The organism is Microbacterium sp. Leaf320, assembly GCF_001423485.1.
Classification (GTDB): domain Bacteria; phylum Actinomycetota; class Actinomycetes; order Actinomycetales; family Microbacteriaceae; genus Microbacterium.
Genome location: NZ_LMOD01000004.1, coordinates 285,702 through 299,039 on the forward strand (window position 1 = coordinate 285,702; position 13,338 = coordinate 299,039).

At 68.7% G+C, this 13,338-nt stretch carries 10 protein-coding genes; 7 read left to right on the forward strand and 3 right to left on the reverse strand.

The features are described 5' to 3' along the window. Positions 1-52: 52 nt before the first annotated feature. Together ASF63_RS14970 and ASF63_RS14975 are read left to right on the forward strand one after the other, a co-directional pair. A complete protein-coding gene (locus tag ASF63_RS14970) occupies positions 53-1,207 on the forward strand; it encodes an exonuclease SbcCD subunit D (RefSeq protein WP_056515747.1) in 1,155 nt (384 codons plus the stop codon). Positions 1,208-1,300: 93 nt separating this feature from the next. Beyond that, on the forward strand, positions 1,301-4,297 hold the full coding sequence (locus ASF63_RS14975; protein ID WP_056515749.1) for an AAA family ATPase: 2,997 nt from the start codon (positions 1,301-1,303) through the stop codon (positions 4,295-4,297). 72 nt (positions 4,298-4,369) lie between these two features. On the opposite strand, the gene ASF63_RS14980 is transcribed toward ASF63_RS14975, so the two are convergent. After that, complete coding sequence (locus tag ASF63_RS14980) at positions 4,370-4,927, reverse strand: nucleoside phosphorylase (RefSeq protein ID WP_056516314.1); 558 nt, start codon at positions 4,925-4,927, stop codon at positions 4,370-4,372. 112 nt (positions 4,928-5,039) lie between these two features. Here ASF63_RS14980 and nadE point away from each other — a divergent pair, with 112 nt between their 5' ends. The 3 genes from nadE (at position 5,040) to ASF63_RS14995 (ending at position 10,191) form a co-directional block, all read left to right on the forward strand. Next, complete coding sequence (gene nadE, locus ASF63_RS14985) at positions 5,040-5,858, forward strand: ammonia-dependent NAD(+) synthetase (RefSeq protein WP_056515752.1); 819 nt, start codon at positions 5,040-5,042, stop codon at positions 5,856-5,858. Positions 5,859-5,928: 70 nt separating this feature from the next. Next, positions 5,929-9,399: a TM0106 family RecB-like putative nuclease gene (locus ASF63_RS14990; protein ID WP_082478226.1), complete on the forward strand. Its 3,471-nt coding sequence runs from the start codon at positions 5,929-5,931 to the stop codon at positions 9,397-9,399. Between the two features lie 24 nt (positions 9,400-9,423). Continuing rightward, complete coding sequence (locus ASF63_RS14995; protein ID WP_235560810.1) at positions 9,424-10,191, forward strand: hypothetical protein; 768 nt, start codon at positions 9,424-9,426, stop codon at positions 10,189-10,191. A 58-nt stretch (positions 10,192-10,249) separates the two neighbouring features. Here ASF63_RS14995 and upp read toward each other — a convergent pair whose 3' ends face one another. After that, positions 10,250-10,882: a uracil phosphoribosyltransferase gene (upp, locus tag ASF63_RS15000; protein ID WP_056515754.1), complete on the reverse strand. Its 633-nt coding sequence runs from the start codon at positions 10,880-10,882 to the stop codon at positions 10,250-10,252. An 82-nt stretch (positions 10,883-10,964) separates the two neighbouring features. Between upp and tadA the strand changes: the two genes are divergently transcribed. Then, complete coding sequence (gene tadA / locus ASF63_RS15005; protein ID WP_056515757.1) at positions 10,965-11,420, forward strand: tRNA adenosine(34) deaminase TadA; 456 nt, start codon at positions 10,965-10,967, stop codon at positions 11,418-11,420. Between the two features lie 45 nt (positions 11,421-11,465). Here tadA and ASF63_RS15010 read toward each other — a convergent pair whose 3' ends face one another. Continuing rightward, positions 11,466-12,437 carry a cation diffusion facilitator family transporter gene (locus ASF63_RS15010; RefSeq protein WP_056515760.1) on the reverse strand — a complete coding sequence of 324 codons (972 nt, stop codon included), beginning with the start codon at positions 12,435-12,437 and terminating at the stop codon, positions 11,466-11,468. Positions 12,438-12,497: 60 nt separating this feature from the next. Between ASF63_RS15010 and proC the strand changes: the two genes are divergently transcribed. After that, positions 12,498-13,337: a pyrroline-5-carboxylate reductase gene (proC, locus tag ASF63_RS15015; protein ID WP_056515762.1), complete on the forward strand. Its 840-nt coding sequence runs from the start codon at positions 12,498-12,500 to the stop codon at positions 13,335-13,337. Position 13,338 lies beyond the last annotated feature (1 nt).

Genomic DNA, 13,338 nt, shown 5'->3' on the forward strand with positions numbered 1-13,338 from the left:
CGCTGCGGCACGCCTCGGACCGAATGTCGGTGGCTCTTCGTACCGTGTGAGTATGCGAATCCTGCACACCTCCGACTGGCACATCGGCCGCACCTTCCATGGCAACTCGACCATGGACGCGCTGGCCGAGGTGCTCGGAGCGCTGACGGTGCAGGTTCGGGAGAACGCGGTCGACGTCGTCATCGTCGCGGGTGACGTCTTCGATTCCGCGACTCCGGCGGGCGCCGCATACACACTGCTCGGCGATGCTCTGGTCGCACTGCACGAGACGGGTGCCCGGGTGATCGTCACGAGCGGCAACCACGACTCCGCCGCTCGCCTCGGATTCCAGGCACGTCTGCTGCGCGACGGAATCCACGTGCTGACCGATCCCCTCGCGATCGGAACCCCGGTGACGCTGAAGGATGCCGACGGTCCGGTGCAGTTCTACGGCATCCCGTACCTCGAGCCGGCGATCGTCCGTCAGCACTGGAGCGGCGTCGACCTGCGCACGCAGGCGCAGACCCTCGCTCATGCGATGGATCTGGTCCGCGCGGGCATGGCCGAGCACCCCGGTCGGTCGGTCGCGATCGCCCACTGCTTCTCGGCCGGAGTCGACGCCACGATCGGCCTCGAACGCGAGGTTCGCCAGGGCGGTCTCGACGTCGTGCCGCTCTCCGTCTTCGACGGTCCCGACTACGTCGCGCTCGGCCACATCCACGGGCGCCAGCAGATCAGCGAGCGCGTGCGCTATTCGGGTGCTCCGCTGCACTACAGCTTCGGCGAGCAGAACAAGCCTCGAGGGTCGTGGTTGGTCGAACTCGATGCGACGGGGCTCGCATCGGTCGACTGGCTCGAGCTGCCGGTGCCGCGCCGCCTCGTCACACTGACCGGCACCCTCGACGAGATCCTGTCTGCCGAGAACGTCGCCGCGCACGCCGACGACTGGGTGTGCGCCGTGTACACCGATGCGCTCGCCCAGACCGAGCCCATGCGCAGGCTACGCGAGCGGTACCCGCACTGCGCGATGGTGCAGCACCAGCCCGCCGAGACATCCGAGGCGGTCGAGCGCTCCTACGTCGAGAGACTGCGCGGTGCTGTCACCGACCCCGAGCGCATCGAGGCCTTCCTCGAGCACGTGCGCTCGGGCCATGGCGCGACGGAGCGTGAGGGCGAGCTGATCCGCGAAGTCCTCGACGACCGCGTCCGCGCCGAAGCGCTCATCTAGTCTCTTGACGACTCGATCTCGCCCCGCGATGACTCGATCTCATCCGGTGTCGCGCCAACTCGACCACGCTCCGACAATGAAGAAGGTGCTCTGATGCAGCTGCACCGACTGGAGGTCGAAGGATTCGGCCCGTTCCGCGAGCGGCAGACCGTCGACTTCGACGCGTTCGCCGACGACGGGATCTTCCTGATCGCCGGGCGTACGGGTGCGGGCAAGTCGAGCATCCTCGACGCCGTCTGCTTCGGTCTCTACGGCGGGGTCCCGCGGTACGAGGGCGGCGAGAAGCGGCTGCGCAGCGATCACTGCGAGCCCGACGACGTCACCGAGGTCGTGGTCGAGTTCAGTACGCCGGCCGGTCGATACCGCGTCAGACGGTCGCCCGACTACGAGCGCCCCAAGAAGCGTGGCGGCGGTATGACGATACAGTCGGCGGCTGTCCAGCTCGACACGATGGTCGGCGGTGAATGGATCGGTCTCGCTGCGAAGGAACGCGAGGCGGCGTACGAGCTCGACGAGATCCTGCAGCTCAGTCGCGAGCAGTTCCTGCAGGTCATCCTGCTCGCGCAGAACCGCTTCTCGGAATTCCTGCTCGCGGGCAGCAGAGAACGACAGGCGCTGTTGAGGCGGCTCTTCGGCACCGAGCGATTCGAAGACGTGCAGGCGCGGTTCGACGAGCGACGCAGGGCGGCGGAGCAGTCGTTGGGAGCGAGACTCGCCACGGTGTCGGCTCGCCTCGACGAAGCGCAGAGACTGGTCGACAGCGCCGACCTCGGGCACGACAGCGAGGCCCAGACAGACGAGATGAGTGAGGCCGAAGAGCAGCCTCACGCGGTGACCACCGACGAACGCCTCGAGGGTCTGCGCCGTGCGAAGGCTCGTGCCGATTACCGGGCCGAGCGTCGTGCAGCGGAGCGCGCCGAGGCGGAGAAGCAGTCGGATGCCGCAGATGCCGCGCTCACGACCGTGCGCGACGAACAGCGGGCGCAGATCGAGCGGGATCGGGCGAGAGCCGCGCTCGATCGTCTCGAGGCCGAAGAGCCCCTGATCGTGGACGCGCGCAGGGAACTGCGCGATGCCAGGGCGGCAGAGCTGCTGCGCGCTCCGATCGCCACCGCGGCGACCGCGGCCTCGGCCCTCGACGCGGCGACCGCCGCCGAGACGCGAGCACGCGCGGCGTGGGCGGCGCGCGGCATCGTCGTGGACGACCTTGCAGAATGGGTCGCCGAGCGCACCAGGCAGACCGGGGCGTGGCAGCGAGCGGCAGAGCTGGAACGGACAGCCTCGACGCTCGATGCCGAGCTCGCAACCGCCTCTGATGCGGTGGCAACCGCCGCAGCGCGCATCGAGGCGGCAGAGGCCGATCGGCGTGAGCTCCCCGCCCAGCTCGAGCAGCTCACTGTCGCGCGTGACGCGGCCAGGCAGCTCGCTGATCGCGTGCACGATCTCGCCGCCGCGCAAGACGCGGCCGCCGTGCGGCACGCGGCGGCGCTCGAGGCCGTGCGCCTCGGGGAAGCCCACGCCGACGCTGCCCGCACACTCGCGGAGGCGAGCACGGCACTCGCCGGTGCGCAGACCGCCCTCGCACAGCTCAGGCAGCGGCGGCTCGACGGATTCGCGGGCGAGCTGGCGGGGTCGCTGAACGATGGCGACGCATGTCCGGTGTGCGGATCGCACGAGCATCCGGCTCCTGCTGTGCACGCTGATCCGGTCTCGGCGGATGACGTCGACGAGGCCGAAGCCGCCCGCGATGTCCTCGCGCGACGTGAGCGGGAAGCTGCGGAGTCGACCTCTTCGCTTCGCGCCGACCTTGCCGCTGCGACAACCCGCGCCGACGGTCGAGATGTCGATGCGGCCGTCGCAGAGCTGACCGCCGCGACCGCCGCGCACGCGCAGAGCACGGAGGCGTCAGAGCGACAGGCAGCGATCGAGCAGCAGCGTGACGCCCTGATCGAACGAATCCGGCGTCTCGACGGCGACCGCGAACGCGATGCAGCCGCGCTGGCCGCGGCGCGAGAAGAGCACGCGCTCGTGTCTCAGCGGATCGACGAGACACGAAAGACGATCGCCGAAGCGCAAGGGCAATACGGCTCTGTGGCCGACCGGCTCACGGCGGTTCTCGCCGAGGTGCAGGATGCTCAGGCCCTGATCGAGGCGGCCTCCGAACGAGCGCGCAGAAGCGAGGCGGAGGCAGCTGCGCAGACCGAGCTGGATGCGGCGCTCGAGGCATCCGAATTCGACGGAGTCGCGGCGGTCGAGCTGGCGCTCCGCTCGACAGCGGCGCAGACGTCGCTCGAGATCCGCGTCACGGAGCACACGGTCCAGAAGGAGAAGGAGCGCGCGATCCTCCTGCCGCTCGAACTGCGCACGCTTCCGGAAGAGACGATCGATCTCGGCCCCGCGGAGCTGGCGTCGCTCACCGCACGGCAGCGCTGGTCCGCCGCGGTCGATGAGGCAGGGCGTGCGACCGGTGTGGCCGAGCAGCTCAGTGCGATCATCGAGGCCGCGGCCGTAGAGCATGCGCGCACCGCAGCCGAAGCCGCCGACTACGAGGTGCTCCGCAGCCTCGCCGACACCATCGCCGGGCGAGGGGCGAACACTCGCAAGATGACGCTCGAGACGTTCGTCCTGGCCGCCGAGCTCGAAGAGATCGTCGCTGCGGCCAATCGTCGGCTCGGCGACATGTCGACGGGGCGCTACCAACTGCGCCACTCCGACGCGCTCGCCGCCCGCGGCGCAGCGTCGGGCCTGGGAATCGTCGTGTTCGACGCTTTCACCGGACAGACTCGCCCTGCGCAGTCGCTGTCAGGAGGAGAGACGTTCCTGAGCTCGCTCGCCCTCGCGCTCGGCCTCGCCGAGGTCGTCACTGCGCGCGCCGGGGGCATTCGCCTCGACACCCTTTTCATCGATGAGGGATTCGGATCCCTCGACGGTGACACCCTCGACGTGGCCATGCGCACGCTCGACGAGCTCAGACAGGGCGGGCGCACCGTGGGCGTGATCAGCCATGTAGAGGCGATGCAGGAGCAGATTCCTGCTCAGCTCCGCGTGCGCGCGACTCCGGAAGGGCCGAGCGTCATCGAAGCTCGCTGAGACTCCCGCCGTATGCTCGCCGCCCCGCCGACGACAGAGTGCGTTGGGGCGACAGCGCGCCGGGGGCCGTCGTCAGACGCCGTACTCCCGACGGATCATGTCGCGCAGCTGCACGCTGCACCGTGCGATCGCCTCGCGGAAGTCGACGAGCGCGCCATCCTCGGCCCGGTCCGAGATCGCACGGAACGCGCGGATCGGTACTCCGAACTGCTGCGCGACCCAGATGTACGCGTAGGTCTCCATGTCGACCAGTCCTGCACCGGACGGTCGGATCACGGCGGTGATGCCGGCATCGCCGACGAAGCTGTCACCGGTCGCGATCAGCACGCCCTCGCGGCCCGTGGACACGCGCGCGGGCAGGGACACATGCTGGCCTGCGACGCCGTCGAGGTCGAACACGTCGTGCTGCAGCGCGCTGCCGATCTCGTGCGCGGTCGCTTCGAGTTCAGGGTCGATGCCGCCGGCTGTCCCGACGACCACGACCTCGGAGTACTCCTTGGCGTCGAGAGCTCGGGTGAGTGCGAACACCGCCTGCATCTTGCCCTCGCCCGTGACGAGCTGGTCGAATCCCTCGAGCTCCTCCGGGAACGCTGCGAGTTCGGAGGCCATGGCTGCGACGAGAAGTTTCACCCCGCCATCCTGCCAGGTGGATCGAGTGCTGCGAAGCCACGCGTGTGCGATCCACGTCATCTCGATGTAACACTGGGGGAGGATACTGGCGTCGGGTAGACCGGAGGAAGACATGACCCTGCAGCAGCAGATCTCTGAAGCACTCGGTGTGAAGTCCGAGATCGACCCAGAGGCCGAGGTGGAGAGCCGCGTGGGCTTCCTCGTCGACTACCTGCGCGTCACCGGTGCGAAGGGCTTCGTCCTCGGCATCTCGGGCGGCCAGGACTCGACCCTCGCCGGCCGTCTGGCGCAGCTCGCGGTCGAGCGCGTGCGCGCCGAAGGCGGAGAAGCGAAGTTCCTCGCGGTTCGCCTCCCGTATCGGGTGCAGAAGGACGCGGCGGATGCTGAGGCGGCGCTCGAGTTCATCGCTCCCGACTCGTCCGTCGAGGTGAACATCCAGAACGGCGTCGACGGCGTCGAGGAGGACATCGAGTTCGCCGTCACGAGCGACATCAGCGACTTCAACCGCGGCAACATCAAGGCACGCGTGCGCATGGTGACGCAGTACGCGCTGGCGGGGCACGACGGTCTGCTCGTGATCGGCACCGACCATGCGGCCGAGGCCGTGACGGGCTTCTACACGAAGTTCGGCGACGGCGCCGCAGACATCCTTCCGCTGTCGGGTCTCAGCAAACGGCAGGGGCGGTCGCTGCTCCTGCTGCTCGGTGCGCCCGATCGGCTCGCCTACAAGGTGCCGACCGCCGACCTGCTCGACGGTCAGCCCGGCCGCGCCGACGAAGACGAGCTGGGGCTCACCTACGAGCAGATCGACGACTTCCTCGAGGGACGCCAGGTCGACCCCGACGTCGCGGGGCGCATCGAATCGCGCTACCTCGCCACACAGCACAAGCGGAACCTCCCGGTGACGCCCGACGACACCTGGTGGCGCTGACACGAGCCCATCGTGATCCCGTGTCTGATGCCGCGGCTAGTGTCGAAGCATCCGAGAGAACGGGAGCAACGTGCGGATCGACACTCAGGCGCAGCGCGTCATCTGGAGCGCGAGCGACCTCAAGGCGGCCGCCGAATGCGAGTTCGCGTGGTGTCGGGCGATCGACGCCAAGCTCGGCCGTGTGCCGGCTGTCGAAGAGCCTGAAGACGCGACCCTCGCGCGCGCCGCGCTGCTCGGAGACGTCCACGAGCAGAACGTCCTCGAGCGCTACATCGATGATCTCGGCGACGATCGCGTGCACCGCGTCGAGAAGGTCTCGTCGGTCGACGCCGAGGCTCTCGCGGCAGCCGTCGACGAGACGGTGCAGGCGCTCGGGTCCGACGCCGTCGTCTTGTTCCAGGCGGCGTTCGCGACCCCGGAGTTCGTCGGGTTCGCCGATTTCCTGAAGCGCGATGACGACGGGCGCTGGCGGGTGCAGGATTCCAAGCTCGCCCGCAAGGCCAGGGTGACAGCTCTCATGCAGCTCGCGGCATACGTCGACCAGCTCGACCGGCTCGGCATCCCTCGGTCCGACGAGGTCGATCTCCTGCTCGGCGACGGATCGACCAGCACCCATTCGGTCGATGACCTTCTCCCGCTCTTTCAGGTGAGAAGGGCCCGCTTGCGTGCGCTGATCGCTGACCGCAGGATCGACGATCCATCCTCCGACGCGGCGCTCGCGTGGGGCGACGACCGCGGCGACCTCGAGATCGTGGCGTGCGGTCGCTGCGCGACCTGCGAAGAGCAGGTGATCGCGAATCGCGATCTGCTTATGGTCGCGCGGATGCGGCCGGTGCAGCGCGCGCGGCTGCGCACGGCAGGCATCGAGACGATCGACGCGCTGGCGGCGGCGACCGATGTTCCGGAAGGCATGAACACCGACACCTTCGAGACGCTGCGCGCGCAGGCTCAGCTGCAGCTGAGGGCGGATGCCGAGGGCGCACCGACCTATGAAGTGCACTACGCGGCGGCGATCCACACGCTGCCCGTGCCGAGCCACGGTGACATCTTCTTCGACTTCGAGGGTGACCCCCTCTACACCGAACCCGCACCGGACGGCCAGGCGCACTGGGGCATCGACTACCTCTTCGGTTGGGTAGACAACACCGACCAGTACACCGCGCTCTGGGCGCATGACTTCGCCGCTGAGCGCGAGGCGTTCGAGCGATTCCTCGACTTCGTGAAGGTGCGCCGCGCCGCGCACCCCGGCATGCACATCTACCACTACGCCCCGTATGAGACGTCCCACCTCGTGGCCATGGCGGCACGACACGGTGTGCGCGAGGGCGAGATCGATCGGCTGCTGCGCGAGGGGGTGTTCGTCGACCTCTATCCACTGGTGCTGCGCACCGTGCGGGTGGGATCGCGGTCGTACTCGATCAAGAAGCTCGAGCCTCTGTACATGGGGGAGGACGTGCGCACGAGCGATGTCCAGAAGGGCGACGACTCGATCGTCCAGTACGTCGCGGCGCGTGAGCTCGCCGCCGCGGGCGAGCAGGCGGACGCCGAGGCGGTGTTCGCCGATCTCGCCGACTACAACCGCTACGACTGCGTGTCGACCAGGCGCCTGCGCAATTGGCTGATCGAGATCGCGAAGAAGGAGGGGGTGAATCCCGCGCCGCCCGACGAGGCCGACGAGGTGATCTATGAGCCGTCTCCGCGGTCGGTGGCTCTGCTCGCCGACGCAGAGCGCGCGGTCGATGCGGGTGAAGACGGGCAGGTGCATCGCATCGCGGCCGCCGCGATCGACTATTTCCCCCGCGAGGCGAAGAGCTTCTGGGTGTCGCACTTCCAGCGACTCCGCGAGCCGGTCACCATGTGGGACGGCACGCGCGACGTGGTGAGGGTCGACCGCACCTCGTCGGCGGTCCGGCGTGAGTGGAGTGTCGCCGAGGGGCGTCGAGTGATGTCGCGTGACCTCGAGATCCGCGGCGAGGTCTCGCCGGGCACCACGCTCGGTGTCGGATCCCAGCCGTTCGCGCTCTACCCCGTTCCGGCGCCGTTCGACACCGAGGTGCCGTCTCGGGCCGTGCACGTGCCGCACACGGTCACGGTCGCCGAGGTGCTCGACGACGGATACCTGATCACGGAGACGGCGGTTCAGGGGCAGACGTGGGATGATCTGCCGCTCGCTCTGACCCCGGCGGCGCCTCCGCGTGTCGTCTCGCTGCAGGGCGCGATCGACGAGTGGGCCGATACCGTGCACGCTGCCGCGCCGGGTTTCCCGCACGACGCGGCGACCGACATCCTGCGTCGCATACCGCCGCGCACGATCTCAGGCGGCCCGCTGCCGGCGAAAGGCGACGACACGATCGAAGCGATCGTGCGCGGGATCCTCGACCTCGACCGCAGTTATCTCGCCGTACAGGGCCCTCCGGGCACGGGCAAGACCTACACGGGCTCTCAGGTGATCGCGCGCCTTGTCAACGACCACGGCTTCACCATCGGCGTGGTGGCGCAGTCGCACGCGATCATCGAGAACCTGCTCGAGCGCGTGGTCGCCGACGGCGTCCCCGCGGCGCAGGTCGCGAAAGCGCCGAAGGACCCCTCGGTCGATCCGTCGTACACCGTGATCCCGAAGAACGGAATGGCATCGTTCCTGGGCGAGCACGCGCAGCAGGGGGCGGTCGTCGGAGGCACGGCCTGGGACTTCAGCAACACGTCGCGCGTGGAGCGAGGGGGCCTCGACCTGCTCGTGGTCGACGAGGCGGGCCAGTTCTCCCTCGCCTCCACGATCGCTGTGGCCGCCGGTGCTCAGCGGCTGCTGCTGCTCGGCGACCCTCAACAGCTTCCGCAGGTGAGCCAGGGAGCACACCCCGAGCCCGTCGACACCTCCGCGCTCGGGTGGGTCATGGAGGGCGATCCGGTCGTCAGACCCGACTACGGCTACTTCCTGGCGCGGTCCTGGCGGATGCACCCGCACGTCGCCGCCCCGGTATCGAAGCTCGCCTACGCCGGCCAGCTGGCATCGGCCCCCGGCACCGAGCTGAGGTCGCTCGAGGGGATCGACCCAGGGCTGCATATCGTTCCGCTCCGTCATCGTGGCAATGCCACACAGTCGCCAGAAGAGGCGGCAGAGGTCGTGGCACTGGTGCGAGATCTCGTCGGTCGCCCTTTCACCGACAACGATACGGATTCCACGGTGCGGCCTCTCGCGCAGAGCGACATCATCGTGGTCGCGCCCTATAACGCGCAGCGGCAGCTCGTTCTCGACACACTCGCAGCGGCCGGCTTCCCGGATGTGCCCGTCGGCACCGTCGACAACTTCCAGGGCAAGGAGGCTGTGGTCTCGATCACGTCGCTCGCCGCATCCAGCGGGCGCGACGCCCCGCGCGGCCCGGAGTTCCTGCTGCTCCAGAATCGACTCAATGTGGCGATCTCGAGAGCCCAGGTCGCGGCGTACCTGATCCACTCGCCGGCGCTGCTCGACGATCTTCCCCGCACGCCCGAAGGCGTGGCGCGTCTGAGCGCCTTCGCCCGACTCGTCGGTGCGGCGGGCTGACGCCGCACCATGGGAGACATCACGATGCACACGAGGGACGAGATCCTGCGAGCCTCCGCTGCATGGGTGTGGTTTCCTCGCGACAGCGAGCACGAGAAGACCGATCTGCAACTGGTGCGGTATCCCGCGCGATTCGGCGGCGGCGTGCGAGCATCGCAGGTCGACTCCGACTCCGATGCGGCGGCGGTCCTCGATCGCGCCATCGCTCGCACCAAAGCCTGGGGCGAGCGCGAGCTCCGGTTCTGGACCAACGGATCCGATCGCCCCGATCTCGAAGAGGAGATCCGTCGCCGCGGAGCCGAGCACATCGACACGGTCGCGGTGTTCGCCCGCGAGATCGACGGCGCTGCCATCGACGTTCCACCGGAGTCCACAGCAGAGGTCGTGCGCACGATCGACCAGGTGCGCGAGGTCGACGCGATCAACGTCCCCGTCTGGCAGCAGCAGCCACTCGATGAAGCGGGCCTCAGGACGGAACTCGACGAAGTGGTGTCGGGGTTCGAGGCAGGAACGCACGTCCGTGTGCTCGCGCGCCTCAATGGCCTGGCGGTGAGCACCGGCGGATGCACGATCGTCGATGGTTTCTCTCGGCTCTGGGGCGCCGCGACGCTCGAGGCGGCTCGTGGCCGAGGCGCTTACAGAGCAGTCCTGGCCGAACGCCTGCGCGTGAGCGCATCACTCGGGGCGACCACCGCGCTCGTCAAAGGTCGCACAGCGACGTCCGCACCGATCCTCGCAAGAGCCGGCTTCACGCACTACGGAGACGAACGCGCCTACCTGCTGAGGGTGTGAGCCTGGCCGACGGGAGCGGTGGGCCGACGGGAGGGGTGGGCAGGCGGGGCGGCGCGCGTCAGACCGTGCCGTACAGGCGGTCGCCGGCGTCGCCGAGACCGGGGACGATGTAGCCCTTCTCGTTCAGGCGCTCATCGAGAGCTCCGAGCACGAGTGTGACGTCGCGGTCGCCGACGAGCGCCTCGATGGCGGCGACGCCCTCAGGCGTGCCCAGCAGGCAGATCGCCGTGACGTCCTTGGCCCCGCGGTCGAAGAGGAACTGGATCGCGGCCGCCAGCGAGCCGCCGGTGGCCAGCATCGGGTCGATCGCGAAGCACTGGCGGTCGCTCAGGTCGTCGGGAAGACGCTCGGCGTAGGTCGTCGGCTCGAATGTCGTCTCGTCACGGACCATGCCGAGGAAGCCGACCTCTGCGGTCGGCAGCAGCTTGACGAGGCCCTCGAGCATCCCGAGCCCTGCGCGGAGGATGGGCACGACGATCGGACGCGGCTCGGAGATCTTCACGCCCATCGTCGTCGTCACCGGAGTGGTGATCTCGATCGGGCTGACCTTCACGTTGCGCGTCGCCTCGTAAGCGAGGAGGGTCACGAGCTCCTCGGTCAGCTGGCGGAAGACGGGTGACGGTGTGCGGTGGTCGCGCAGGACCGACAGCTTGTGAGTGACGAGAGGGTGGTCGGCGACGTGGACACGCATGGATACAGGGTAATGCGCCGGACGCTCCCGCACGACATCGGATGCCGTGAGCGGCTCACTCCTCTGTCGGTAGGCTCGACGCATGACTGCCGCCGACCAGATCGCGATGGGCCGCGCGCTCGAGCTCGCGGCCGAAGCCGCGGCGGCGTCCGAGATCCCCGTCGGCGCCGTGGTGCTCGACGCTGAGGGTCGCATCGTCGCCGAGGGCCGCAACAACCGCGAGGCGACGCACGATCCGACCGGGCACGCCGAGATCGAGGCGCTGCGCGCAGCGGCAGCGTCCGTCGGCTCATGGAACCTCGAAGGCCACACTCTCGTGGTGACGCTGGAACCCTGTGTCATGTGCGCGGGGGCGATCCTGCAGGCGAGAGTCGGGCGCGTGGTTTTCGGCGCCTGGGACGAGAAGGCGGGCGCGGCAGGGTCCATGTACGACGTGCTCCGTGACCGCCGTCTTCCTCACCGAGCGGAGGTCATCGGAGGGGTCGACACGCACGCCGCCACCGCGCTGCTGCGCGACTTCTTCGAGCAGCGCCGCTGAATCGGCGGAGAGGCCCAACAGCGCGGCTGAGCCGAGCGACCGCGTTCAGTCGGATGACTTGAGCACGAAGACGTCAGTGGAGGGCTCGGGGTCGAGCGACGGTCGGTACACGTCGGGTTCGATGTAGATGACCCGGGCAGTCGGAACAGCCTCGCGGATCCGGGCCTCGATCGCATCGATGTCGACCGCAGCCTCGCGCAGCGGCTTGTCGGCGTTGAGCGCGATCTTCGCCGCGACCATCAGCTCATCGGGCCCGAGATACAGCGTCTTCATGTGAATGATCTTCTCGATCTCGTCACCCGCGTTGATCGCGTCGACGATGCGGTCGTGATCGGCGGGCGTGGCGCCCTCGCCCACGAGAAGGCTCTTGGTCTCAACTCCGAGCACGATGGCGATCAGCACCAGCAGGATGCCGATCATCAGCGTGCCGAGGGCGTCGAAGACCGGGTTCCCGGTGATCACGGTCAGACCGACCCCGAGCAGGGCGAACGTCAGTCCGGTGAGGGCTCCGACGTCCTCCAGCAGCACGACGGGCAGCTCCGGCGCCTTCGCGCGCCGGACGAACGACACCCAGGACTGGCCCTCGTCGCGGACGAGGTTGCTCTCCTTGACCGCGGTGCGCAGAGAGAACGATTCGAGTCCGATAGCGACCACGAGCACGACGATCGGGAGCCACCACCAGGTCGCATCGAGCTCGTGCGGGTGGGTGAGCTTGTCGATCGCCTCGTAGATGGCGAACAGCCCACCGACCGAGAACAGGATGATCGACACGACGAACGCGTAGACGTACCGCTCACGCCCGTAGCCGAAGGGGTGCGCCCGGTCGGCCTCTCGCTTCGCCTTCCGGCCGCCCAGCATCAGCAGCAGTTGGTTTCCGGAATCGGCGACCGAGTGGATCGCCTCGGCGAGCATCGAGGCGGATCCTGAGAGCGCCCATGCCACGAACTTCGCCAGGGCGATGCCCAGGTTCGCCAGAAACGCCGCGAGAATGGCCTTGCCGCCGCCGGATGCACTCATGCGTCGAGTCTAGATCCGCTTGCCCGCTGTCGCCGGGTGCGCCCGCCGTAGGATGACGACATGGCTGACTCTCTTCCCGCTCTCGCTTTCCTCGGTGCCGGTTCGATGGGCGGTGCGATCCTCCGGGGAGTGGTCGCATCGGGAATCCGGATCGACGGCGGCATCATCGCCACGAACCGCACGACCGAGAAGGCGGCGGCGCTTGCAGAGCTCGACGGCGTGACGAGCATCGCGCTCTCCGAGACCGCCGATGGCAATGCCGAAGCGGCGGCGAAGGCGCGCATCGTCCTGGTAGGCGTGAAGCCCGCGATGGTGCCCGATCTGCTGCGCGAGATCGCACCGCATCTCGCCGACGACGCGATCGTCGTGAGCCTCGCGGCAGGCGTCACCCTGCAGACCTTCGCTGACAACCTCGGCGCGGCCGTTCGCGTCATCCGATCGATGCCGAACACTCCGTCGACGGTCGGCAAGGGGGTCACCGGTCTTGCCAAGGGAGCAGCGGCTTCCGCCGACGATCTCGCGCTTGTGCACCGCCTCTTCGAGACCGTGGGTGCAGTCGTCGAGGTGCCCGAGTCGCAGATCGATGCCCTGTCGACCATCTCGGGCTCGGGTCCTGCCTACGTCTACCTGCTGATCGAGGAGCTGACGAAGGCCGCCGTCGGTATGGGCTTCAGCGAGACGGACGCGCGCACCATGGTCGAGCAGACGTTCATCGGGGCGACCGCACTGCTCGACGCGTCGGGTGAGGAGCCGTCCGAGCTTCGCCGGCGCGTCACGAGTCCGAAGGGCACCACCGAGCGAGCGGTCGCCGTGCTGCAGGACGCGCACCTCGATCGCACCTTCTCCGATGCGGCAGCCGCGGCCCTCGCTCGCGCGAAGGAACTGGCAGCCGGAGCCTGAC